At 65.6% G+C, this 21,069-nt stretch carries 19 protein-coding genes; 10 read left to right on the top strand and 9 right to left on the bottom strand.

Translation table 11 applies throughout. The features are described from left to right. The first annotated feature begins 166 nt into the window (after positions 1-166). From ugpB to ugpC, 4 genes are all read left to right on the top strand, one after another. Entirely contained in the window at positions 167-1,477 is a 1,311-nt protein-coding gene (ugpB, locus tag ACFQXB_RS10615) for a sn-glycerol-3-phosphate ABC transporter substrate-binding protein UgpB (RefSeq protein WP_377403184.1), read from the top strand. Between the two features lie 78 nt (positions 1,478-1,555). Next, positions 1,556-2,437 carry a sn-glycerol-3-phosphate ABC transporter permease UgpA gene (gene ugpA, locus ACFQXB_RS10620; protein ID WP_377403186.1) on the top strand — a complete coding sequence of 294 codons (882 nt, stop codon included), beginning with the start codon at positions 1,556-1,558 and terminating at the stop codon, positions 2,435-2,437. A gap of 8 nt (positions 2,438-2,445) precedes the next feature. After that, complete coding sequence (gene ugpE / locus ACFQXB_RS10625) at positions 2,446-3,282, top strand: sn-glycerol-3-phosphate ABC transporter permease UgpE (RefSeq protein ID WP_377403188.1); 837 nt, start codon at positions 2,446-2,448, stop codon at positions 3,280-3,282. Then, the gene (gene ugpC / locus ACFQXB_RS10630; protein WP_377403190.1) at positions 3,282-4,292 is read left to right on the top strand and encodes a sn-glycerol-3-phosphate ABC transporter ATP-binding protein UgpC; all 1,011 of its coding nucleotides are present in this window, start codon (positions 3,282-3,284) and stop codon (positions 4,290-4,292) included. Before ugpE ends, ugpC begins: the two co-directional genes overlap by 1 nt. A gap of 6 nt (positions 4,293-4,298) precedes the next feature. On the opposite strand, the gene ACFQXB_RS10635 is transcribed toward ugpC, so the two are convergent. Further along, complete coding sequence (locus ACFQXB_RS10635) at positions 4,299-6,203, bottom strand: methyl-accepting chemotaxis protein (RefSeq protein ID WP_377403192.1); 1,905 nt, start codon at positions 6,201-6,203, stop codon at positions 4,299-4,301. Between the two features lie 137 nt (positions 6,204-6,340). Between ACFQXB_RS10635 and ACFQXB_RS10640 the strand changes: the two genes are divergently transcribed. Further along, entirely contained in the window at positions 6,341-7,144 is an 804-nt protein-coding gene (locus tag ACFQXB_RS10640; RefSeq protein ID WP_377403194.1) for an HD domain-containing protein, read from the top strand. A gap of 163 nt (positions 7,145-7,307) precedes the next feature. Then, positions 7,308-7,901, top strand: a complete 594-nt coding sequence (locus ACFQXB_RS10645; RefSeq protein ID WP_377403196.1) for a hypothetical protein — start codon at positions 7,308-7,310, stop codon at positions 7,899-7,901. On the opposite strand, the gene ACFQXB_RS10650 is transcribed toward ACFQXB_RS10645, so the two are convergent. Further along, entirely contained in the window at positions 7,889-8,794 is a 906-nt protein-coding gene (locus tag ACFQXB_RS10650; RefSeq protein ID WP_377403198.1) for an alpha/beta fold hydrolase, read from the bottom strand. The genes ACFQXB_RS10645 and ACFQXB_RS10650 overlap by 13 nt on opposite strands. Before the next feature lie 65 nt (positions 8,795-8,859). After that, positions 8,860-10,026: a hypothetical protein gene (locus ACFQXB_RS10655; protein WP_377403200.1), complete on the bottom strand. Its 1,167-nt coding sequence runs from the start codon at positions 10,024-10,026 to the stop codon at positions 8,860-8,862. Positions 10,027-10,196: 170 nt separating this feature from the next. Here ACFQXB_RS10655 and ACFQXB_RS10660 point away from each other — a divergent pair, with 170 nt between their 5' ends. Then, complete coding sequence (locus ACFQXB_RS10660) at positions 10,197-11,123, top strand: AEC family transporter (protein WP_377403202.1); 927 nt, start codon at positions 10,197-10,199, stop codon at positions 11,121-11,123. On the opposite strand, the gene ACFQXB_RS10665 is transcribed toward ACFQXB_RS10660, so the two are convergent. The 6 genes from ACFQXB_RS10665 to ACFQXB_RS10690 form a co-directional block, all read right to left on the bottom strand. After that, a complete protein-coding gene (locus ACFQXB_RS10665) occupies positions 11,120-11,731 on the bottom strand; it encodes a hypothetical protein (protein ID WP_377403204.1) in 612 nt (203 codons plus the stop codon). The genes ACFQXB_RS10660 and ACFQXB_RS10665 overlap by 4 nt on opposite strands. A 40-nt stretch (positions 11,732-11,771) precedes the next feature. Continuing rightward, positions 11,772-12,569, bottom strand: coding sequence for a metallophosphoesterase family protein (locus ACFQXB_RS10670; protein WP_377403206.1), 798 nt, complete (start codon positions 12,567-12,569; stop codon positions 11,772-11,774). Positions 12,570-12,596: 27 nt separating this feature from the next. After that, on the bottom strand, positions 12,597-13,502 hold the full coding sequence (locus ACFQXB_RS10675; RefSeq protein ID WP_377403208.1) for a diacylglycerol/lipid kinase family protein: 906 nt from the start codon (positions 13,500-13,502) through the stop codon (positions 12,597-12,599). A gap of 211 nt (positions 13,503-13,713) precedes the next feature. Then, positions 13,714-15,132 carry an FGGY family carbohydrate kinase gene (locus tag ACFQXB_RS10680; protein WP_377403210.1) on the bottom strand — a complete coding sequence of 473 codons (1,419 nt, stop codon included), beginning with the start codon at positions 15,130-15,132 and terminating at the stop codon, positions 13,714-13,716. Further along, positions 15,132-16,361 carry an NAD(P)/FAD-dependent oxidoreductase gene (locus tag ACFQXB_RS10685; RefSeq protein ID WP_377403212.1) on the bottom strand — a complete coding sequence of 410 codons (1,230 nt, stop codon included), beginning with the start codon at positions 16,359-16,361 and terminating at the stop codon, positions 15,132-15,134. Before ACFQXB_RS10685 ends, ACFQXB_RS10680 begins: the two co-directional genes overlap by 1 nt. Further along, positions 16,358-17,731 carry an NAD(P)/FAD-dependent oxidoreductase gene (locus tag ACFQXB_RS10690; protein WP_377403214.1) on the bottom strand — a complete coding sequence of 458 codons (1,374 nt, stop codon included), beginning with the start codon at positions 17,729-17,731 and terminating at the stop codon, positions 16,358-16,360. The genes ACFQXB_RS10685 and ACFQXB_RS10690 overlap by 4 nt, the downstream gene beginning before the upstream one ends. A gap of 249 nt (positions 17,732-17,980) precedes the next feature. On the opposite strand from ACFQXB_RS10690, the gene ACFQXB_RS10695 reads away from it, so the two are divergent. From ACFQXB_RS10695 to ACFQXB_RS10705, 3 genes are read left to right on the top strand one after another with little or no spacing between them, the layout of a single operon-like run. Further along, positions 17,981-19,477 carry a sensor histidine kinase gene (locus ACFQXB_RS10695; RefSeq protein ID WP_377403216.1) on the top strand — a complete coding sequence of 499 codons (1,497 nt, stop codon included), beginning with the start codon at positions 17,981-17,983 and terminating at the stop codon, positions 19,475-19,477. Next, positions 19,474-19,911 carry a response regulator gene (locus tag ACFQXB_RS10700; RefSeq protein WP_377403218.1) on the top strand — a complete coding sequence of 146 codons (438 nt, stop codon included), beginning with the start codon at positions 19,474-19,476 and terminating at the stop codon, positions 19,909-19,911. Before ACFQXB_RS10695 ends, ACFQXB_RS10700 begins: the two co-directional genes overlap by 4 nt. Further along, entirely contained in the window at positions 19,908-20,954 is a 1,047-nt protein-coding gene (locus ACFQXB_RS10705; RefSeq protein ID WP_377403220.1) for a histidine kinase dimerization/phosphoacceptor domain -containing protein, read from the top strand. The genes ACFQXB_RS10700 and ACFQXB_RS10705 overlap by 4 nt, the downstream gene beginning before the upstream one ends. Positions 20,955-21,069 lie beyond the last annotated feature (115 nt).

Consider the following 21,069-nt stretch of genomic DNA (forward strand, 5'->3'; position numbering starts at 1 on the left):
ATGCCGCCGCGTTCACGACCGGGGCCAGATCCGGCGAAACGGGAAAAAGCGCACCTAACACTGAAGAAGAACGAAAAGGACTTTACCGACAAGGAACACTAACGCTAGGCTAACGGAACATCGGCCGCCCGATGGCGCGGCTTTTGCAATTCTGGGGGGAAGTCCAGTGAAACACTACCTTCTTGCGACTGCGGTCGCATCCTTTATCGTGCCTGCGGGCGCTTCTTTCGCAGCAACCGACATCCAGTGGTGGCACGCTTTCAGCGGCCGCCTGGGCGAGCTTCTGGAAGCGCAGGTTGCCGACTTCAACGAGTCGCAGTCGGACTATCGCGTGATCGCCACGCACAAGGGCAACTATTCCGAGGCGCTGAATGCGGGTATCGCGGCGTTCCGTGCCGGTCAGCAGCCGCATCTTCTGCAGGTCTTCGAGGTCGGCACGGCGACGATGATGGGCGCGCGCGGCGCCATCAAGCCGGTCTTCGAAGTCATGGAAGAAAGCGGCTTGCCCTTCGACGAATCGGCCTATCTTCCGGCCGTGACCGGTTACTACACCACCGTGGACGGGCAGATGCTGTCCTTCCCCTACAACTCGTCCACACCGGTCATGTATGTCAATCTGGACAAGTTGGCCGAGGCGGGCATCGATGCGGACGTCGATCTGACCACCTGGAGCCAGGTGGACGAGGTGCTCACGCAGCTGCGCGACGCGGGCGTCAGCTGCCCCTTTACCACGTCCTGGCAAAGCTGGGTTCATCTTGAAACGCTTTCGGCCCGCCACGATCAGCCGTTTGCGACGCAGGAAAACGGCTTTGCCGGCTTTGACACCGAACTGGTATTCAATGGCCCCGTGCAGGTTGCCCATATCGAGATGCTGGGCGAATGGGCGCGCGACGGTCGCTTTACCTATGCCGGTCGCCGCAACGAGGCCGGGGCAAACTTCCGCGCCGGTGAATGCGCCATCTTCACCGAAAGCTCGGCAGGTTATGCCGGGGTGAAGGCCGAAGCTGATTTCGACTTTGATATCCGCCCGCTGCCCTACTGGGACAATGTGGAAGGCGCGCCGCTCAACACGATCATCGGGGGTGCCTCGGTCTGGGTGATGGCCGGCAAGAGCGATGACGAATATCGCGGCGTTGCGGCCTTCCTGAACTACCTCTCGTCGCCGGAAGTGCAGGCGCAGTGGCACCAGGATACGGGCTATCTGCCGATCACCCAGGCCGCTTATGACCTGACCCGTGAACAGGGCTTCTATGACGAGAACCCGGGCACCGAAGTGGCCGTGGAGCAGATGACGGCGCAAGAGCCGACCGGCAACTCGAAAGGCCTGCGTCTGGGCAGCTTCGACCAGATCCGCACGATCATCGACGAAGAGCTGGAAGGCGTCTGGGCCGGCAACAAGACTGCCCAGCAAGCGCTTGATACGGCTGTGGAGCGTGGCAACCCGCTCCTGCGTCGGTTCGAGCAGGCGAACCGCTAGGGGCCTGGTCCGGTCGGGGCGCCGCCGCGCGCCCCGATCGCGCTTCGCTTCGGCGAAGCCCGAGTTTCAAGGACAAGCATGGAAAAGCGCGTCACCTTCAAGGGCTGGAAGCTGCCCCTGCTGCTGCTGGCACCACAGATCATCGTCACGGCGATCTTCTTTTTCTGGCCTGCGGGACAGGCGATCTGGCAGTCGCTGTTCATCCCCGACCCGTTCGGCCTGTCGATGCAGTATGTCGGGCTGGGCAATTTCGAATATCTGCTGCAGGACCGCTATTACCGCGCGGCCTTCGTCACGACCGCGATCTTCTCGATCTCGGTCACGGTGGTGACAATGGTGGTGGCGCTGCTGCTGGCCGTGATGGCGGACCGGCTGATCAAGGGCTCCGGCACCTACCGGACACTGCTGATCTGGCCCTATGCCGTGGCGCCGGCGGTCGCGGGCGTGCTGTGGATGTTCATGTTCAACACCCGCGTCGGCGTGGTGACCTGGTATCTGGGTCAGATGGGCTACAGCTGGAACCACGTGCTGAATCAGAACGAGGCGATGACGCTGGTGGTGATTGCCTCGGCCTGGGGACGGATCAGCTATAACTTCCTGTTCTTCCTGGCCGGCCTTCAGGCGATCCCGCGTTCGGTGATCGAGGCCGCGGCGATCGACGGCGCCCGGTTCTGGACCCGGTTCCGTACCATCGTCCTGCCGCTTCTGTCGCCGGTGACGTTCTTCCTGCTGGTGGTGAACATCATCTATGCCTTCTTCGAGACCTTCGGCGTGATCCACACGATCACCGGCGGCGGCCCCCAGCAGGCAACCACGACGCTGGTGTACAAGGTCTATGCCGACGGGTTCGTCGGGCAGGATCTTGGTTCCTCGGCGGCGCAGTCGGTCATCCTGCTGGTTCTGGTGGCGATCCTGACAGTGATCCAGTTCAAATACATCGAACGCAAGGTGCATTACTGATGGCGGGCATGGTTGAAAAACGCGGGCTCGGCCACTGGATGACGCATGCCGGGCTGATCCTCGGGGTTCTGGTCATCTGCTTCCCGATCTGGCTGGCCTTCGTGGCCTCGACGGTTTCCCAGCCCGAAATCGTGCGGCCGCCGATGCCGCTCTTGCCTGGGGACCGGTTGATCGAGAACTACAGCAAGGCACTGTTTTCCGGCGTGAACGCGCCGGTCTGGCTGATGCTGTTCAACTCGGGGGTGATGGCGCTGGGGATCACCTTCGGCAAGATCGTGATCTCGCTGCTTTCGGCCTTCGCCATCGTCTATTTCCGGTTTCCGGGGCGCAAGCTGTTCTTCTGGCTGATCTTCCTGACGCTGATGCTGCCGGTCGAGGTGCGGATCGTTCCCACCTACGAGGTGATCGCGGGGCTCGGGCTCCTGAACAGTTACACCGGGCTGATCCTGCCGCTGGTGGCCTCGGCGACGGCGACCTTCCTGTTCCGGCAGTTCTTTCTGACCGTGCCCGACGAACTGGCCGAGGCTGCCCGCGTCGACGGAGCCGGGCCGATGCGGTTCTTCTTCGACATCCTCCTGCCGATGAGCCGCACCAACATCGCCGCGTTGTTCGTGATCCTGTTCATCTATGGCTGGAACCAGTATCTCTGGCCGCTTCTGATCACGACCGACCCCAGCATGAACACCGTGGTCATGGGGATCCGGCAGATGTTCCCCTCGGGCGATGACATCGCCGACTGGCCGGTCATCATGGCCACGTCGATCCTTGCAATGCTGCCGCCGGTGATGGTGGTAATCCTGATGCAGAACCTCTTCGTGAGGGGTCTGGTAGAAAGCGACAAGTAATGGCAACCCTCACCCTTGATAATGTGCGCAAGAACTACGGTCAGACCGAGGTTATTCACGGAGTGTCGATCGATGTGACCGACGGGGAGTTCATCGTGATCGTCGGGCCCTCCGGCTGCGGCAAGTCAACCTTGCTGCGTATGGTCGCGGGACTTGAAACCATCACCTCGGGCGATGTGCGCATCGGTCCGGACCGGGTGAACGACCGCGAGCCGATGGACCGCAACATTGCCATGGTGTTCCAGAACTACGCGCTCTATCCGCATATGAGCGTCTATGACAACATGGCCTATGGTCTCAAGATCGCCGGCACGCCCAGGGACGAGATCGCGGCGCGGGTGGCCACTGCGGCGCGGATGTTACAGCTGGAACCCTATCTGCAGCGCCGCCCGCGCGAACTGTCCGGGGGGCAACGCCAGCGGGTTGCGATGGGCCGCGCGATCGTGCGCAAGCCGGCGGTGTTCCTGTTCGACGAACCCCTGTCAAACCTGGATGCCAAACTGCGGGTGCAGATGCGTCTGGAAATCAAGGCCTTGCAGCGCGATCTTGGCGTGACTTCGCTTTATGTCACGCACGATCAGGTCGAGGCGATGACGCTGGCCGACCGGATGATCGTGATGAACGCGGGCGTGGCCGAACAGATCGGCGCGCCCCTTGAGGTCTATGCCGATCCGGCCACGACCTTTGTCGCGGGCTTCATCGGCTCACCGCCGATGAACTTCCTGCCCGGCGGCAGCCTTGGCCTGAATGCCCCCACCGCAGGCATCCGCCCCGAGCAGCTGCGCCGTGCCGAAGGGGATGATGTCCGCTTGTCGGCAACCGTTCGTTACGCCGAGGCGCTTGGCGCTGAATCCTTGGTCCACATGGTCACCGACGAGGGGACGCAGATCTGCCTGCGTCAGGATGGGCGTGCCGCCCCCCCGTCCTTGGGAGAGCGGCTGTCGCTGGCCTTTGATCCGTCGGATCTGTGCCTGTTCGACGAAGGCGGCACCCGTCTGCGCCGGATCTGAGGGCAGTCAGAACTCTTCCCAACCGCCGCCGCCCCCGGCGGCCTTGGCGCGGCGTGGCGCGCTCGGGCGGTCGGGTTCGGGCGGCCGCGGACGGGGCGCGGTCGCGGTCGCGGAGCGTGGCGTTGCCCGCGCGCTCCCCATTGTCCGGAAGCCCGAGAGGGCTTGGGTCAGTTGCTCGGCTTCGCTCATCAGGGAGCTGGCCGCGGCGGTGGATTCCTCGGCCACGGCCGCATTCTGCTGGGTCACGACATCGATCTGATTGATCCCGGTGTTGATCTCGGCCAAGCCCTTGGCCTGTTCGGTGGCTGCGGCAGCGATTTCGGAGACGAGGGCCGACACCTCCGAAACCCGACCCAGAATATCCTCGAGGCTCTCGCCCGTCCGGCTGACCAGGGCGCTGCCCTCGGCAACCTGTTGCGAGCTTTCCGAGATAAGCGCCTTGATCTCCTTGGCCGAGCCCGATGCACGCTGTGCCAGCGCCCGCACTTCCGAGGCGACCACGGCAAAACCGCGCCCTGCCTCACCGGCGCGCGCAGCCTCGACGCCGGCGTTGAGGGCCAGCAGGTTGGTCTGGAAGCTGATATCATCGATAACACCGATGATGCGCGTGATCTGCTCCGAACTTTTTTCGATCTGCCGCATCGCGCTGACCGCCTCGCGCACGACCGAGCGCCCCACCTCGGCCTGGCCGCGGTTTTCGGTGGTTGCCCGATCGGCCTGCGAGGCCTTGCCAGCAGTGGCGCGAACGCTTTCGGTCAGCTGGTTGAGAGCGGCGGCCGATTGTTCGAGCGTCGCCGCCTGGGTTTCGGCCCGGCTGGAAAGATCTTGCGCAACCTGGGCGATTTCCCCCGCACCGCTCCGAACGCCCTGCGCGCTTTCGGTGATGCTGGTCACCATGTCGTTCAGGCTTTCTGCCAGCGCATTGAACGTGGCACGAAGCTGTTCATAGTCGGCCGGGAAGGGATCGGACGGATGGCTTTCGATGCGGCCGGTGAGATCGCCCCGGGCAAGCCGCTCCAGCGCCGCCGTGAGGTCGCGCACCACGCGTTCCTGCTCATGCTGGCGGGTGCTGGCGTGCTGCGCAAGCCGATCCGCCTCGGCAAGCTGATCGCGGAAACGTTCGAGGTTTCGGGCGATCGCCCCGATTTCATCCGGATGGTCTGTTGCCGGCACATCCGTGTCGTAGCGCTTGGCGGCGATCGATGTGATGGCCGAACCGAGCGCACGCAGGGGCGAGGTGAGGTGCTTGACCGCAAACCACGCCAAGGCGGAAGCCAGAACCACAAAGACCAGCGACAGTGCCGTGGCAGCAATGAACGACTCCCGGAGCGCCGCATCCACGCTGGCACGGGACACGCCCACATAGAAGATGCCCCGCACCTCGCCCGCGGGATTCATGATCGGCTCGTAGATCGTTATGTAATCCGTCCCGAGGATCGTGGCCTGTCCGCGGAAGGTCTCGCCCCGCAGCATGACGGGATGTACCGCGCCATTCTTGCCCAGCACCGTCCCCACCGCGCGGCTGCCATCGGCGGCCTTGATGTTCGTGGTCAGCCGCACGAACTCGCCCTGCGCGGAATCCCATCCGAACAGGGTTGCCGTGGTGCCTGTATTCTGTCCGACAAGGTCGATCAGTTCATGCGAGGCGAATTCGGGCAACTCCTCCCAGATCACATCTGCAAGCGAGCCATCCGGAGTGATGCGAAAGCTGAGCCCGTCGAGATTCTGGCTCATCATGGTGGCAAGAACACGAAGAGACATCTGCTGGATTTCCAGCGTCTTGTCCAGAAGCTGGTCCCGCTGGGTGCGTTCGAGGATCATGGTGAGGGCCCCTGCCACGAGCAGGATCAGCACCGATATCATCGCGACAAGTTTCTGCGCGAGGGAAACGGAGGTTGCGAGTCGCTTCATTGAAAACTCCGGGACAGGAACGAAGGAAACTGCCGCGACGCTAGGACTAAAAGGTGCATGAATGGTTACCGTCGCGCGGAACCGCCACCTGCAAGGGTGGTTACGTTGCGGAACGCACCCGCGAGAGGAGCCGTCCCGTGTTCATCCGGCAAAATCAGGCAGAGCGTGCGGCCCGCATCGCGGCGAAGGCCCACGCCCATCAGCGGGACAAGCTGGGAAATCCGTTCCTGACCCATTGTCAGCGGGTGGCGCGGACTGTCGCCGGCCGGGGCGCCGAGGCGCAGGCGGTGGCGCTTCTGCATGATGTGATCGAAAAGGCGCCGGAGTGGGACGCGCGAGCTCTCGTGCAGGCGGGGATCAGCCGCCGAATCGTGGCGGCAGTTGCCGCGATGACGCGACGCCCTGGCGAAAGCGACGCGGATCTGGTGGCGCGCGCTGCCGCCAATCCGCTGGCGCGGCCTGTAAAGCGTGCGGATCTGCGTGACAACCTTGCCCAGATGCAGGCGCTGGGGCAAAGCGGTGCGCGATATGCCCAAGGGTTGCGCGAACTGGACCGCATTGCGCCCAAGACCGGCCTTCGGTCCCCGACGGGCGGAACAGACGCCGCCGCCACGGGTTCTCCCTTGATGAAACCCAAAGGTCACCATACGCAGGTGACCCTACCAGGAAAGGCATTCAGGATGGTCTTCAGACTGTTCCGGGGCAAGCTACCCCTTCTGGCCCTGTTCGGGCTTGGTTACATGGCGTCGCGCCATCTGCAGCAAGCTGCGCAGAATCCGGTGTTTTCAGGGCAGGACGGGGGTCAGGATGCCACGACCCATGCCAAGGAAGTCCGACCGGCGGGCACGGCCAACATGAAGAACCCGCCCAAGAAATGGGACAAGGTGGACGAAGCCGCCGACGAGAGCTTTCCGGCCAGCGATCCGCCGGCAAACTACTGAACCCCGCGCGCGCAGCTCCGGGCGCCCGACGGTTTCCCGGTTGTGCGTCCGGCGCGCGAACGCCTGATCAGGCGACACATGGCAACCCGATGTCGTCAGCGTGACTGGCGCCCTTGGGGTGTCCTGCGCTATCACCATCGGGCCGCTTCTGCGCTGGGGCCCGATGGACACTTATCTCGATCCGTTTCTCGGCAATCCTGCCGTGTTGTTCGCGCTGCTGTTTCTGGGCACATTCGTGCTTGAGGAGGCGGCAATCCTGTCCGGCGCCGCCTTGGCTGCCGCCGGGGAAATGTCGGCCGCAGTTGCCTTTTCAGCCCTGGGACTTGGCATGATCGTCAGCGACTGGGCGCTTTTCGCCATAGGTGCCGCGGCGGGACGCAGCCGATGGCTGCGCCAGCGCATCGGCGAGGCCAATATCGCCCGCGGGCGCCGCCTTCTGGGCCGCGGCGTCGTCGCTGCCGGATTCACCGCGCGCCTTGTGCCCTGGCTTCTGTTTCCGGTCTTCGTGGCAAGCGGGTTCCTTGGCGTGCGCTTCGTCACCTTCGCGGGGGTCAACGCCCTGATCGCGGCAGTCTATGTCGCCATCCTGTTCTTCGGCATCTATGGGTTCAATCTGGTCCTGTTCGAGATGTTCGCAGGCTGGGGCTGGCTTGCCGTCGTTGCCTGTGCCGCAGCATTATTCCACTTCAGCCGTCTGGTGGCGCGGCGGTTCCGGGCGCGCGAGGCGGCGCGGGCCGCGGCCGCTCAGCGTGACTGATCCGCCGCATCCTGCGCCGCGCAGGTCAGTGCGGCCTCGATCAGCGGCACATGTGTCCAGGGCAGGAAATGATCGGCCTCGTCGATCATCACGATCCTGAGCGGCGCTGTCAGCCGAGCACGCAGATACTCTATATTCGCAGGTGGAACGAGCGTGTCCGCCAGGCCCTGCAACATCGTGACCGGGGCGCCGATCCCTGGAAGATCCACAGCCAGATCCTCAAGCTCGGCGCGAAGGGCCAGCAGTTCGGCATTGGCATGTGCCAGTTCGACCGGAAGCAAGGCCTCGAAGAACTCGAGCGCGGCGATCTGCTGCAGGGGATGGGTTTCCTCCAGCGCGGGATCGGCCGCCGCTCCGATCAGCACCACCGCGGCCACCTGCGCGGGATAATCCGCCGCAAGCCGCAACGCCACCGGACCGCCGTAGGAATAGCCTACCAGCACCGCCCCCGGCCCATCCTGCGACGGCAGAAGCGGCGCCACCGCACGGGCCTGTGCGCCAAGATCGACAACGGCCGTGTCTTGCCCGCTGTCGCCAAAGCCCGGACGGTCGACGGCAATCCGATACTGGCCTTCGGGCACCTCGGTCAGGAAGGGGGCCCATTCCTCGGCAAGCCCGGGGCTGCCGTGCAGCAACAGAACGCGCTGTGCGGCAGGCTGCCCCGCGGCAAGATAGGCAAGGCTTCCGCCTTCCGACGGGCGGACAATCCGGCGGACGCCGCGGTCATCGGGAAGCTCGACGTCGAGCCCGAGGCCGGTGATGGCCGTGAACTGTTCGCGCAGGGGTTGAAGCGGGCGCAGGATCACGTCCAGCGCCGCCTCGGCCGCGCTTGGTTCGGGGGCGGCAATCCGGATTTCGGCGGGAAGGGGACAGGTGGCAAGTTCGGCGATCATCACGGCTCTCGGTGCGAAGGGGCAGGCCCGCAGATTGGGCCGTCGATGCAGGACAGTCCAGTTCTTCACGAACTCGGCGGATAGGCTTTCCGCAGGCGTTCCTGGCGGCGCTGCAGTGCCAGCATCTGCCGCAGGCCAGCCGGGCGATGCCCCTGTCGCCGCATCGCGGCGCCGATCGCGAACAGCTTGCGGTATTGCCGCCAAAGTGTGCGGTAGGCGCTGGAAAGGCTGGTGGCGCCTTCCCAGAGGTGGAGCATTTCCGCCCCTGCCCCGTTCAGCTCGACGATCAGAAAATCGCGCCCTTCCTGAAGCGCCTCGAGGCTCGAGAAGCGGATGTCGAAGCGGCCGAAGTGGAAGTCGGGAATCTCGCGCGCGATGGTATCGACGATCTCCTCGAGCGCGGGCGTAACCTGATCCAGAGCGCTCCGATAGACCGCGCCAAGCCGCGCGCTTCGGGCGTTGGTCAGGATCACCACCTCGCCGGGCGCAGGAATGCTGCCCCAGCCGGCGGGGCTGCGCGCCTGATACACCGCGCGGTTCGCGGCAAGCACCGGATCGGCGACAACCAGATCAGCCACGCTTTTTCGCCCGTCGCCAATGACATGCGGCGCGTAGTTCAGCGCGAGCGAGACGATCCGGCCCCTCGCCGCCCCCGGTTCGCGGATATAGAAGATCCCCGCCTCACCCTGAAAGCGGACAAGTTTCTGCAGCAGGATCCGCAACCCGGCCCCCGCCGGTGCCAGGTAGGCGCGCAGATCCGTCACATCCTGCAGTGCCCGCACTCCCCATCCCTGATAGCCGCGATCGGGCTTGGCGACGACGGGGAAATCGATTCCTGCACCCCGCAGGGCGGCAAGCGCCTCGGCCTCGGCGGCATCGGCGCTTTCACCGCCGCGGCAAAGCACGACATAGGGGGCCGTGAACTGCCGTCCCACGGGGCCGAACAGCCCCAGCCCCTGCGCCTTGCTCTCCCCCCAGAGCCCGCCCACCTCCATCGAGGGATTCGCTGCGGTCGGCAGGGTGAGGCTGCCGTGGCGAAGCGCAAGCCCCAGCCACATCAGTGCGGGCAGCAGATAAAAGACAGGATCGTTCAGCCGGCGCTTGAACATGGGGTAAAGCGGGCCAGGCGCGAGGGCCGGCATGCCCGGATGGATCAAGGCGCCCAGCAGGGGCGGATCTTTCAGGTCTGGGGCACCGGGCGAAGGGCGGGTCGTCGCAGGCTCGTGTGGCATCGCATTCCTCTAGCAGCTTGCGCGGCGCGCCGCCACCGCAACCGGACCGGCCGGCGTGCAGACTGTCCGGCCAGAACGCCACAAAGCGAGGCTGATCGGGGGCTTGACCATCGCCTCTGGATGCGGCACCCCGGATCGGGCCGCCACGGCATGACAGCAGAGGATCGCCCGTGCTTTCGACCGTCTTTCTGGCGCTGGTGCCGATCGCGCTGCTGATCGCCCTTGGACATATCCTTCGGCGGCATGGTTTCCTGCCGGCATCCTTCTGGCCCGAGGCCGAGCGGCTGAGCTATTTCATCCTTCTGCCGGCGCTGTTCGCTCATGGGCTGGGAACCGCCGATCTGGGCACGGTGCCGCTTGGGTCGCTGGTCGTGGCGCTGATCCTGCCCATCCTCGGCGTAGCGGTGCTGCTCGTGGTGGCGCAGCGGCTGATCGGCTTTGATGGCCGCGCCTTCACCTCGGTCTTTCAGGGCGGCATCCGGTTCAACAACTATGTCGGCATTTCGGCAGCAGCGGCGCTGTTCGGCCCTTCGGCGGTGGGTCTTGCGGCCGTCGCCAATGCGACGATCGTGCCCACGGTCAACGTTCTCTCGGTTCTGGCCTTTGCTGCCTATGGTGAGGGGCGTGCCTCGGTGCGCGGCGTGATGCGGGGCATTGCCACCAATCCGCTGATCCTGGGCTGCGCGGCGGGGCTTGTTCTTCAGACGGCCGGAATTGCCCTGCCGCCGGGGATCGACGGCACCCTTCGCGCCCTGGGGCAGGCGGCGCTGCCGCTGGGCCTCTTGTGCGTGGGGGCAGCGCTGGACTGGTCGGCGCTGGGACGCGGCAAGGGGCCGACCCTCGTGGCAAGCGGCGCCAAGTTCGTCATCCTGCCGCTGGCAACGGTTGTCACCTGCCTCTGGCTGGGGCTCAGTGGCACGACAGCAATGGTTGCCGTTCTTTTTCAGTCCCTTCCGACCGCATCTTCATCCTATGTGATGGCACGGCAACTGGGTGGGGACGCCGCGCTCATGGCGGGGATCATTGCCTTCCAGACACTTGCGGCCGCGGTTCTGCTGCCCCTGGCGCTGATCGGGGCGAAAATCCTGTTCACCTAAAGCCGCGCCTGAAGTTCCTTCTGCAACCGGCGCCGTGCGAGAAGTGACCGAATCTGCCGGGTCCGCAAGGTCGCGGGCTTGACCCGGATCGTGTCGCCCTCCCCCTCGATGGTGAACCGGCGTTTTGCGGCAATCAGCGTCGCATTCGAGGCCGCCGAGGCCACCACCACCACCTCGAGGCAGTCGAGACTGCCTGGATCGAGCGCCAGCCCCGTGCCCCCCCGCGCCCGGCCAAGAAGATCGGCGAAACTGCCGATGTCGGCGGATTGCGCCGAGCGGAGCGGCCCCTGGTTCGTCGCCTCGCCGGGCCGGTGCAGGTCTTCCGGGCGCAATTCGTCGCGATCGGTGACGAAGGCGCGCGTTTCCCCGTCCTGGCCGCGCAGGCAAAGCACGATGTCCGAGACATAGATCGGCTCCATCCCGAGGTTGCTGACAAAGCAGCGCAGGTTGAGGCCGCGGCCCGCACCGGTGCTGATCAGGATCTCGGTTCGGGTCTGGCGCAGGAAGGTCACAAGGAAAAGCTGCAGATACACCAGCCAGACGAGCACCATGATCCCGTTCAGCGCCAGATCGATCTCGGTGCTTCGGCTCGTGATCCATTCCCACATGCGGCGCTTCCGGTTGCTTGTCCCAGTCACAACCGCCTGCTCAGGACCCGGTTCCGCCCTCCTCCTGTCCCGCCCAGCCCGAACCGCTGCGATGCATGTGGAGAACGGGCAGGGCGACAAATCCGTCGGGCGTGGCCACATATCGGGTGACCGACAGTCGCGGACCCTCGCGGGTAATGAGATTGAAGTCGTTTTCCTCGCCACGTTGACGGGTTGAGAGGCCAGTTCCCGCCTGGATCTGCAAGGCCCCCGCCCCGGCCCGCAGGCGGCGATAGGGGCCGACGGACCATTTGTGCAGATGGCCGGTCAGCACGATGTCCAGCCCGCAGGCGCGCAGGCGGCGCAGCGCCTCCTGTGCGCCGCGGGTCGGGGTCTTGCCGGCATCGGCGGCCTGCTCGAAGGGATGATGCGCAACCAGAACCCGAAGCGCCTGAGGTGGCGCCGCCCGGAACCGCGCGCAGGCCCGGGCAAGCGACCCGCTGCGCACGCGGCCGCGCTGCCAGCTGAGCGGATCGGCGGTGTTCATCCCCGCCACCACGAGTTCGGCTGAGGAAAATCCGGGTTCAAGCTCGGGGCCGAAGGCGCGCCGGAAGCCGCGCCAGGGATGAAAGAACCGCTGCGCGAGATTGTAAAGCGGTACATCGTGGTTGCCCGGAACGCTCAGAACCCGGGCGTCGAGTCGGGAGATGAACGCCTGCGCGCTACGGAACTGGCCGGCAAGCGCCCGTTGGGTCAGATCCCCGGAGATGACCACCAGATCCGGTTGCAGCCGATTGACGGCGGCCAGCATCGGCGCGTGCAGTTCCGGCCGGTCGCGGCCGAAATGCAGGTCGGACATGTGAACCAGCCTCACCATGCGCCAAGGCTAGGCATCATGGGATGCTGGTGCAAGACCGGGGTGGCGCCCGGGCACCAGCACCTCAAGCGCGCCCTGTTCAAGGGTGAAGTGAAACGGGCCTTCCAGCCGTGCCCGTTCCCCGTCGCGCGCCACCCGGTTGCGCGCGGCCGGGGTGGCAATGGTCAGATCCCGCGCGCCCAGCAGTTCGAAGTCGCGCGACCGGGACAGCCGGCCCGTGGCCAGCGCAATTGCGCTGCGGATCATGCCCCAGCGCCCTTTTTCGGGGGCGATGAAAACCGCAAACCGGCCGTTCTCGATGATCTCCTGCCCGTCGAGCGAGAGTTGCTCAAGCTGGAATGCATTGAGCATGACGAAGACAAGCGGCGAGCGAAGCTGACGCCGCTCGCCGTCCAGATCAAGATCCAGCATCATCGCGTGCCTGCCGCCCAGAAGCGCCCGCAGCACCGACCAGTAGGCAGCCGCGCGGCTGCGGCCCCAGCGGTCATAGACCCTTTCCCGCATGGCAAGGATGGCAGGATAGGCGCCGATGCTGGCGTTGTTCAGAAAGACCCGGCCGTTGACGCGTCCCACCGGTATCCGGCGTGGCACCCCGTCCTGCAGCAGTGCCACGGCGGCCTCCAGATCCGCCGGAATGCCAAGCGAGCGGGCAAAATAGTTGAAGGTTCCCAGCGGCAGCACCCCCATCGGTGTATCCGATCCCGCAAGCGCTGCAGCAATGCCGCAGATCGTGCCGTCGCCCCCGGCAGCGACAATGACCGCGTGGCCTTCGGAAAGTGCCTGCCGTGCCTGATCGCCGACGGACCGTCGGCGGTCCAGCCGGCGCAGCACGACCTCACGGTCAAGCTTGCGCGCCGCCCCGAGGATCGCGGCCTCGGCAGCGCGCCCGCGGCGGCGGCCGGAGCCGGGGTTCATCAAGATACAGATCGTCCCGTCCCGGACGGTCGGCCGGCTCGCAGGTTCGGAAGGATCGGGGTCGAAAGAGGCTGTCATCCTCGGGCGCTCCATGGGGCTGGACGGGCCAGCAGGCGGGGCATGATTGCCGGCGCGTGATCCAATGCGGCACGGCGCCATTGGTTCCGGCAGCCCAGGCCCCATAGCGCCGCACGGCGCCCGGGGGGGCGGCTCACCGCCCGGTCGGATCCTGGCGCCAGCCGCGGGCGCGCGCCACCGCCTGCGCGAAACGCGCCTGCCAATCCGCGCGCGGCACGTCGCGCGGAAGGTAACGGCGATCCTGCTGCGCCGGGGCCTCGCGCGTCAGCCCCAGGGCCGCGGCGGCAAGCTGGGCGGCACCAAGCGCAGTCAGATCGGCAAAGCTGCGCACCGTCACCGTGCGGCCGCTGCAATCAGCCAGCATCTGTGCGAAAGCTCCCGACCGGCTGACGCCGCCATCGATCGAGATATTGCCCTTCAGCGGCGCGATACGGTCGATGGCGTCGATCACGCTGGCAGACATAAGCGCCATCCCCTCGACCAGAGCCTGAGCCATGTCGCGGCGATCGCTGTCATGGCCAAGCCCGATCAGGACGGGCGCGGCGCTGCGATCCCACCAGGGACAGGCGAGGCCGGAAAAGGCCGGTACAAAGACAAGGCCGCGGTCAATCGCTGGTGGACGGTCGAAGCAATCCAGCGCCTCGGGGCCGTCGATCAGGCCGGCGCGCTGCGCCCATTCCACGGCCGCACCGACGTCATAAACGCCGCCGTCCACGGCATATTGCACCGGCGCGTTTCCGATCTGCCACGCAACTGTGGGCAACAGCCCCTCCCCGCGTTGCGGGCTGGTGCCGGTCAGCGCCAGGGCGAAGGCGCCGGTGCCAAAGGTCATCTTCGTGGCGCCCTTCTCGCGGCAGCCGTGTCCGTAAAGCGCCGCCTGCTGATCGGTCACCGAAGCCACAACCGCCACGCCGTCGATGCTGCCGAAATCGCCTGCGGTCGGCCGGATCTCGGGCAGGCATTCGGACGGCACGCCGAACAGGGCGCAAAGCTCCGGATCCCACTGGCAACTTGCCAGGTTCATCAATGCCGTGCGTGACGCGGTGCTGGGATCGGTGGCGGCGCGTCCGGTCAGCGCCTGAAGGAAAAAGGCGTCGGTGGTACCCAGACACAGCCGCCCCGCACGATACGCTGCCTGCACTTCGGGCAGGTTGCGCATCAGCCATCCGAGCTTGCTGGCCGAGAAATAGGGATCGAGCGGCAGGCCGGACCGGGCGGCGACGATCGGCCCTGCGCCTTCGCGTTCAAGTGCGCGGCACTCGGCCTCGGTGCGGTTGTCCTGCCAGACGATGACGGGCGACAGCGCCGCGCCGGTGATGCGATCCCAGGCAAGGCAGCTTTCCCCCTGGTTCGCGATGGCCAGCGCCTCGGGCCGCGTGGTGGTGATTGCGGCGCGCAAGCCGGCCAGAAGCTCGGCCGGGTCATGTTCAACCCGGCCCGGTGCGGGGTGAAACTGGCGGTGGCGATGCATGAAGGCAAGCCGCGGCCCCTCATTGTCCCAGACAAGGGCCTTGGTCGAGGTCGTTCCCTGATCCAGTGCCACGATCCGCATCATTGCCCCCTGAAACTGATCTGAATCGCGCCCGTGGGTGCCAGCCTGTTCGCGGTCAACGGCAGGGTGATGCGGGTTTCGGGTGTGCCCGAGACGCGGCGGCGCAAGATCAGCTGCCCGTTCTGCATCACCTCGGCCCAACCCCGTCCATGCTCTGCCAGCCGAAGCTGCACCCCCGTCATGGCCCCCGCCCGCCCCGGCAGAACCTTCTGCGGCATCACCCAGCGCAGGCCCTTGCCTGCCTGAACCGGAACGGCATCCCGCCCTGCCTCAGGCCCGCCCGCCCGCAGATCCTCCAGCATCCGTTCGGCGATCCTGCGCCCCTCCTGCCAGCAATGACCGGCCGTTTCGACGGGCCGCAACAGATTGCCGGCGGCAAAGACCTGCGGATCCGAGGTGCGGCCATCGTCATCCACCTCGGGGCCCCCCGTTCCGGGATCGAGCGCCAGGCCAAGGGCACGGGCGAGGCTCGCCTCCGGGGTGAAGCGGCCTGAAAAGACCACCCCGTCGCAATCAACGGTGCAGACGGAGCCGTCCGCCTGCGAAAGGCTCACGCTGGAGACCCGCCCCTTTCCCGCGATGTCGGTGATGCGACTGTCCGGGTGGAACGGCACCCCCATCAGGCGCGGGAACAGCGCCAGCAAAGGGGGCGTCATCGGTCGGGGGGACTCCTCGATCATAGCCACCGGCCGGATGCCGAGCTTGCGGCAGGTCAGGATCGCCGACAGCGCGACAAGTTCGCTTCCCACGATCACCGGGCGCCGGAACGGGGCCCGATGCTCGAGGCAGGCGAATGCCTGCAGCGCCCCGGTGTTCATGATGCCCACCGGGCGCAGGCCCGGGACAAGCCGCGCCGCGCGGGTGGTTTCGCGGGTGCCAGTGGCCAGCAGGATGCGCCTTGCCGCGATCCGGCGCGGCCCTGAGGGCGTTGCAACGCGCAGCATCGACGGCTCGTCCCATCCGAGCACGCTGTGCTGTGTGGCCATCCGCACCCCCGCGGCCCGTGCCGCCTGCACCAGTCGGGCCGCATATCGCGGACCGGCCAGAACGCGGCCGAATTCGCGCATGCCGAACGGCGGATGGCCGCAATGCCGTGGCACGCCGCCGGCCTCGGTTTCGCGTTCAAGCAGCAGCACATCGCATCCGGCCCGGGCAAGCAGTGTCGCCGCGCCCAGGCCCGCGGGGCCACCGCCCACCACCACGATATCCGCTGCATCCTCAGGCATCATGATCCGTCCACCATCAGGGGCGGATCAAGCCGCCCTTCCGTCAACCGTGCCAGCCGCGCCAGGCAGTTGAACCCCTGGCAGCGCCCCATTGCAGCCCGGGTCCGGCGACGCAGCCCGCCCAGATCGCCGGGCGGCAGCGCCGAGGCAAGCGCGGCCTCGATCTCGCGTCGCGTGACCATTTCGCAATGACAGACGATCTCGCCATATCCCGGGCTTTCCCAGTCGCGCGGGCCTTCCTCGGCCAGCATCGGAACCTGCGGCCAAGACAGGATGTCAGGAGGGACATGTGAGCCCCCTTCCCTCTGGTAAAGCCGCCAGGCATGGGCGGCAAGCCCAAGGGCCGCCGTCAACCCGGTCGAGCGGATACCCCCAAGCGTGATCCAGTTGCGCGCCGGATCATGGGTGATGCGATAGCCGGGGTCCTCGGTGGCGGGACGCAGCCCGGCATAGGTGGCCGTTATCGGCATCCGGGCCAGGGCAGGCAACATCCGCGTGCCCTCGGCCAGCAGGGCCTGCAGCACCGCGGTATCGGTGAAGGGGCGGTCGCGGTCCTCCTGCTCCTCGGCCGTGGGGCCAAGAAGCAGGTTCCCGAAGGCAGTGCGACACAGCACGACACCCTTGGTCCGTTCGGTCGGGACCGGCAGGATGATCGTGCGCAGCAGCCCGGCCGCCGCCTTGTCGAAGACGATGAACTGGCCCTTGCGCGGCCGGATCTCGAACGAGGCATGGCCAAGCAGCTGCGCCTCGACATGATCCCCGTGGAGGCCGGCGCAATTGATGACCGTTCGGGCATGAACGACACGCCGCGAGGTGACGAGTTCCCAGCCATCACCGTCGAAGCCACCCCGCAGGAGGTCGGCGCTTCGCAACACCTCGGCCCCGTGCGCCAGGGCCTGAAGCACATAGGCAAGCGCGGGGGACCAGGGATCGATCACATGTTCGCCCGGCACCAGCAGCGCAGCCCGCGCCGGTGCAAGATGCGGTTCACGCCGAGCGACCTCATCAGCGGACAGGCGGCGCGTGTCGGCGATGCCATTGCCCGCGGCCTTCGCGGCAATCGCCTCCAGCCTGGCCTCCTGCGGGTCATCCCAGGCGATGACCATTGCCCCGGTTTCCAGTAGCGGCAGGTTCAGCCGGTCGCGGATGCTCAGGAACTCTGCCCGGCCTTCCACCATGCAGGCCAGTTCCAGACTTCCGGGCGGCGCGTCGAAACCCGTGTGAAGAAGGGCGCTGTTGGCCTTGCTGGCGCCTGACAGGATATCGGCGCCGCGCTCGATCAGCACGACCTTGGCCCCTTCAAGCGCAAAGCGCCGGGCAACCGCGCAACCGACGATCCCCGCCCCGATGACGGCAACATCCGCTCTGTCCACGGCAAATCCTCCAGACGGCGCGATGCAATCTTGCCTCTTGCTGCACATTCGGTCAAGTCGATTGCCTGTTCGGTCACCATGACGCGCTGGCAGGGGTGTCGTTGCGTCCGCCAGCGGGGGATCGCGGCGGAATCCAATTGCAGATCCTTCCAGAGCCGATAAAAACAGCCCGGAGTTGCTGGAACATTCCGGGACAGGGAATGCGACAGGTCGTGTCAAGAGTGTGATCCAGAGGATGGTATTGTCCACATGCCGCTGAGCAGCCCCGCCTTCGTCCGGTCTTCACTCGTGATGCTTCTGCTGGGTGCCGCGATCCTTCTGGCCATCGTTGCATCGACGATCGTGCTTGCCGACCGCTCGAATGCGCTGTTCATCAACATCATGGAAGAACGGCAGATCCGACGCGGCTCGGTTGATCTTCTGTCGGCGCTCCAGGATGCCGAGACCGGTCAGCGGGGTTATCTCATCACGGCCGATCCCGATTTCCTCGAACCCTATGACAGAGCGTTGCAGCGCGTGGACGCCCTGCAGGGAAACCTTGCCGCCAGCTTGCAGGACCGTCCGGTGCGCCTTGCCCTTCTGCCCGAGCTGCAACAGAACATTGATCTGAAGCTCGAGGAACTGGCCCATACTGTGGCGCTGACGCGCGCTGGCGAGCTTGAAGCCGCGCGCGATGTGGTCCTGTCGCGCGAAGGCCAGGTGCCGATGGATCGTATCCGCGCGATTCTTGGGCAATATGTGGACATCTCGGACGGGCAGATCGAGAGCGAGGTCGACCAGCACATGAAGACAAGCGCGCAGCTTCGCGTCTTCGCGGCGCTGAGCGGTCTGGCCATGATCCTTGTCGTGGGCGGCGCAATCTTCCTGATCAGCCGCCATATCCGCGACATCAACGCCGCCCAGGCCGAGGTCAAGGCCCTTGCCGGTTCGCTGGAGGAGCGGGTGAACGAACGGACGGAGGACCTGATGCGCGCCAATCAGGAAATCCAGCGCTTCGCCTATATCGTCACCCATGACCTGCGCGCCCCCCTGGTCAACGTCATGGGCTTCACGAGCGAACTTGAAACGTCGCTGAAGGCACTGCAGGCCTATGTGCTGGCCGATGACAAGCCCCTGGGCGAGCAGGAGATCCTTGATGCGCGCGCCGCGGCCGAGGAAGACCTGCCGGAGGCGATCGACTTCATCCGCTCCTCGACCCGCAAGATGGACTCGCTCATCAACGCGATCCTCAAGATATCGCGCGATGGCCGGCGCCAGTTGCGGCCCGAGCGGCTCGACCTGCGCGAGCTGATCGAACATACTGCGGATACAGTGCAGCATCAGGTCGCCGAATCCGGCGGCGAAGTGGAGATTTCGGTCGATGTGCCGCCCGTGGTCAGCGACCGGCTTTCCGTGGAGCAGATCCTCGGGAATCTCTTTGACAACGCTGTAAAATACAGTCACCCAGAACGTGCGCTCCGGTTACGGATTCGCGCGCGCTCAGAAGGGCTTCGCATGGTCCGGATCGAGGTCGAGGACAACGGCCGCGGGATCGCGCTTGAAGATCACGAACGCATCTTCGAGCTTTTCCGCCGGTCGGGCCAGCAGGACAAGACCGGCGAGGGTATCGGCCTTGCCCATGTCCGGTCGCTGGCCCGAAATCTGGGCGGCGAAATCACCGTTTCCTCGAAGCTCGGCGAGGGGGCGACATTCATTCTGCGTCTGCCTGTGGATCTGGCGCATATCATGAGGAAGATGCAACGATGAAAGCGCTTGGGAAAGAAGTCACGATCGTCATGATCGAGGATGATGAAGGACATGCGCGCCTGATCGAGAAGAACGTGCGCCGTGCCGGTGTCAACAATGAAATCGTGCCCTTCACCAATGGCGGCGAGGCGCTGGATTACATCCTGGGGCCGGATCGCAGCGGCGTCGTCTCTGCCGACAGGTATCTGCTGATCCTTCTGGACCTCAACCTGCCCGACATGTCCGGGATCGACATCCTGGAAAAGGTCAAGACCAATCCGAACACCCGCCGCCTGCCCGTGGTCATTCTGACCACGACCGACGACGAAGGCGAGATCCAGCGCTGCTATGATCTGGGCGCCAATGTCTATATCACCAAGCCGGTCGATTATGACAGCTTCGCCAATGCGATCCGGCAGCTGGGGCTGTTCTTCGCCGTCATGCAGGTTCCATGATGACCGATCAGGGTCCGGCGCGGATCCTCTACATCGACGATGACGCGACACTGGTGCGGCTTGTCCAGAAGGTTCTGGGGCGGCGCGGCTTTCAGGTCGTGCATGCCGAGGACCCGGATCAGATCGTGGCCCATGTGGAAAGCGGTGCGATCCAGGCCATCGTTCTGGATCACTACCTGCGCAATGGCACCGGCAAGGACATCCTGCAGCGTCTGCGGGAAAGCAATCATCATCTGCCGGTGATCTATGTCACCGGATCAAGCGAGGCGCAGGTCGCCATCGACGCGATGAAGGCTGGCGCCGCCGACTATGTCACCAAGACGACCGGCGACGATTTCCTGCCACTGCTGGCCACCGCCATCGAGCAGGCGCTTGCAAACGAACGGTTGCGCATCGCCAAGGAACAGGCCGACGCCGAGATCCGCCGGGCCAAAGAACGCGCCGAAGCGCTTCTGGCCGAGGTGAACCACCGGGTGGCCAACAGCCTTGCAATGGTGTCGGGCCTGTTGCGGTTGCAGGCGGCGCGCAGCCGCAGCGAAGAAGCCAAGGCCGAACTGACAGAAACCCACGCCCGGATCACCGCCATTGCCCGGATGCACCGCGCTCTTTACACATCCGAAGACGTGCGCCATGTCGAAATGGACAAGTATCTTGGCACCCTGATCGACGATCTGAACGCGACGATGCAGCATGAAGGGCGTGACATTCCGGTTCTGCTGACGGCGGACGGGCTGAACATGACCGCCGATCGCGCGGTCTCGGTCGGAATGATCGTGGCCGAACTGGTCACCAACGCGATGAAATATGCCTATGATCCCGATAGCGGCGGCGAGATCCGGGTGCGGTTCGCACGCTGCGCCCCGGATCGTGCGCTGCTGAGCGTCGAGGACGACGGGGCGGGCTTTGATCCCTCGGCAGCGCCGGTGGGCACCGGATTGGGCACGAGCATCATCAATTCGATGGCCTCGAGCCTCGAGACCGAGCTGCGCTATGTGCAGGTTCCGCGCGGCACCCGTGCCGAGGCCGAAATTCCCCTGATCTGAGCGGCTGAGGAACCGAACCGCGGCAACCGCTGGCGCCGTGCCGGAGGAACAAATCACTGCCCGCGGAATTGGTCAGAATGACTGACAGGTGAGCGATCGCATGGCGGACCCCAAG

It is taken from the genome of Halodurantibacterium daqingense (genome assembly GCF_042666235.1).
In the GTDB taxonomy this organism is placed as follows: domain Bacteria; phylum Pseudomonadota; class Alphaproteobacteria; order Rhodobacterales; family Rhodobacteraceae; genus Halodurantibacterium; species Halodurantibacterium daqingensis.

Bases quoted from the DNA above. Each gene is read 5' to 3' on its own strand.
- ugpA (WP_377403186.1), top strand. From the start codon at position 1,556: ATGGAAAAGCGCGTCACCTTCAAGGGCTGGAAGCTGCCCCTGCTGCTG.
- ugpE (WP_377403188.1), top strand. From the start codon at position 2,446: ATGGTTGAAAAACGCGGGCTCGGCCACTGGATGACGCATGCCGGGCTG.
- ugpC (WP_377403190.1), top strand. From the start codon at position 3,282: ATGGCAACCCTCACCCTTGATAATGTGCGCAAGAACTACGGTCAGACC.
- ACFQXB_RS10635 (WP_377403192.1), bottom strand. From the start codon at position 6,203: ATGAAGCGACTCGCAACCTCCGTTTCCCTCGCGCAGAAACTTGTCGCG.
- ACFQXB_RS10645 (WP_377403196.1), top strand. From the start codon at position 7,308: ATGGACACTTATCTCGATCCGTTTCTCGGCAATCCTGCCGTGTTGTTC.
- ACFQXB_RS10650 (WP_377403198.1), bottom strand. From the start codon at position 8,794: ATGATCGCCGAACTTGCCACCTGTCCCCTTCCCGCCGAAATCCGGATT.
- ACFQXB_RS10655 (WP_377403200.1), bottom strand. From the start codon at position 10,026: ATGCCACACGAGCCTGCGACGACCCGCCCTTCGCCCGGTGCCCCAGAC.
- ACFQXB_RS10665 (WP_377403204.1), bottom strand. From the start codon at position 11,731: ATGTGGGAATGGATCACGAGCCGAAGCACCGAGATCGATCTGGCGCTG.
- ACFQXB_RS10670 (WP_377403206.1), bottom strand. From the start codon at position 12,569: ATGTCCGACCTGCATTTCGGCCGCGACCGGCCGGAACTGCACGCGCCG.
- ACFQXB_RS10675 (WP_377403208.1), bottom strand. From the start codon at position 13,502: ATGAACCCCGGCTCCGGCCGCCGCCGCGGGCGCGCTGCCGAGGCCGCG.
- ACFQXB_RS10680 (WP_377403210.1), bottom strand. From the start codon at position 15,132: ATGCGGATCGTGGCACTGGATCAGGGAACGACCTCGACCAAGGCCCTT.
- ACFQXB_RS10685 (WP_377403212.1), bottom strand. From the start codon at position 16,361: ATGATGCCTGAGGATGCAGCGGATATCGTGGTGGTGGGCGGTGGCCCC.
- ACFQXB_RS10695 (WP_377403216.1), top strand. From the start codon at position 17,981: ATGCCGCTGAGCAGCCCCGCCTTCGTCCGGTCTTCACTCGTGATGCTT.
- ACFQXB_RS10700 (WP_377403218.1), top strand. From the start codon at position 19,474: ATGAAAGCGCTTGGGAAAGAAGTCACGATCGTCATGATCGAGGATGAT.
- ACFQXB_RS10705 (WP_377403220.1), top strand. From the start codon at position 19,908: ATGATGACCGATCAGGGTCCGGCGCGGATCCTCTACATCGACGATGAC.